Annotated in this window: 2 protein-coding genes; one reads left to right on the top strand and one right to left on the bottom strand. The window is 36.1% G+C overall.

The genetic code is table 11. The annotated features are described in order from the left end of the window. Positions 1-83: 83 nt before the first annotated feature. Positions 84-338: a hypothetical protein gene (locus tag H5157_RS20990; protein WP_259399380.1), complete on the bottom strand. Its 255-nt coding sequence runs from the start codon at positions 336-338 to the stop codon at positions 84-86. Positions 339-846: 508 nt separating this feature from the next. Here H5157_RS20990 and H5157_RS20535 point away from each other — a divergent pair. Then, positions 847-1,460 (top strand): cation transporter (locus H5157_RS20535; RefSeq protein WP_182725407.1); only part of this gene is annotated, 614 nt, incomplete at its 3' end.

Raw genomic sequence — 1,460 nt, 5'->3', positions numbered from 1 at the left:
GATTATATAAACGGATATTACAATAATGTTAGACCACATCATTATAATGCTGGTTTAGCGCCGAATGAATCTGAGGTTAGATATCAAGATTCTAAAACTGTGGCCAAAATTAGTTGACCACTACAGTGAACCGTGGGGCGGCTAACAGAATATTTCTTCGCTAATGCAGAGATCGATTCACCATTTAATTTATCTTTATATAATTCTTTCGCTTGTTTGTCTGATAAAGCAGGCAATCTGCCCATGTGTTTGCCTTTAGCTTTAGCCTCTTCACGACCTTCTGTGGTTCTGGCTTTTATAAGATCCCGCTCAAGTTGAGCGAATATGTGGCTACGCATAATGTTTGAGATTATTTCTCATCAAGCCAGATTGGGTGAGTACTAGGAAATCTTCGTCAGATTTGAGCCTGAAGCAGTCGTAAACGATGGTACAAAATTACTTCAGCTAAAATTCACTTTGATACGAAACCGGACATTAGGCTTAGCGTATCTCATGACAAGTGTTCCAACAATATAGTCGTTGCTCTTACTTTTAAATTTAAATCTTGTTTTAGATCCTCTGTACAATTAGTAACACACCAACGCGACTTTAATGTGGAATTAGGATCATCGGTTAATTTATTCTATCTAGATAGCTCTTCTATTTTTTATCTTTGATAAACATCGGTATAAAACGGGCAGTCCAAATAATGTTAGCAGTGTTTGCTGTCACTACCCCCCAACAATTATTTTCTTGGAATAGCTATTTGAGTTACTTCCCAAACTTTTCATATTGAATAATTTTTATTTGACTCTATAGCCACTATAGATTTTATACTTATTTTAATATTATTACGGAATGTTAAATATGTCAGAAAAATGTAGTGGTCAGTGTCAATCATCTTCTACCAATGAAGATGTAAAAATTGATACACAATTAGATAACTATAGTGGCGCGTTTGTCAGTACATTTAAAGTACCTCAAATGGACTGTCCTTCAGAAGAGAGATTGATTAGGTTAGCACTTGACTCAATTGAGCCTTCAGTTGGGTTGCAATTTGATATTCCTAGCCGTTTAGTCAAGGTTTTTCATGATGAAAATTTAGATGAGATAACAAAAAAATTACAACAACTCAATCTCGGTGCAGAGTTGGCATCAACTAAAGAAAGTTGCAGCACCGAAGCTGCAAAAGCAAAAGATCTAGCCCAAAAAAATGAGATGAAAGAAGCATCAACGCTAAAATGGTTGTTAGCCATTAATGGAGTCATGTTTTTTATAGAAGTAATTGCTGGGATTATTGCGCAATCTGCTGGCCTTATTGCCGACTCATTAGATATGTTTGCTGATGCTGCTGTTTATGGTTTAGCTATATATGCTGTCGGTAAAAGCATAAGCATGAAACTTAGAGCGGCACATATATCTGGTGTACTTCAAATTATTCTAGCGCTAGGTGCTTTGAGTGAAGTCGTAAGACGCTTTAT

Source organism: Pseudoalteromonas sp. SG43-3, from assembly GCF_014164385.1.
Taxonomy (GTDB): Bacteria; Pseudomonadota; Gammaproteobacteria; order Enterobacterales; family Alteromonadaceae; genus Pseudoalteromonas; species Pseudoalteromonas distincta.
This window is presented reverse-complemented; position numbering and strand designations above follow the sequence as displayed.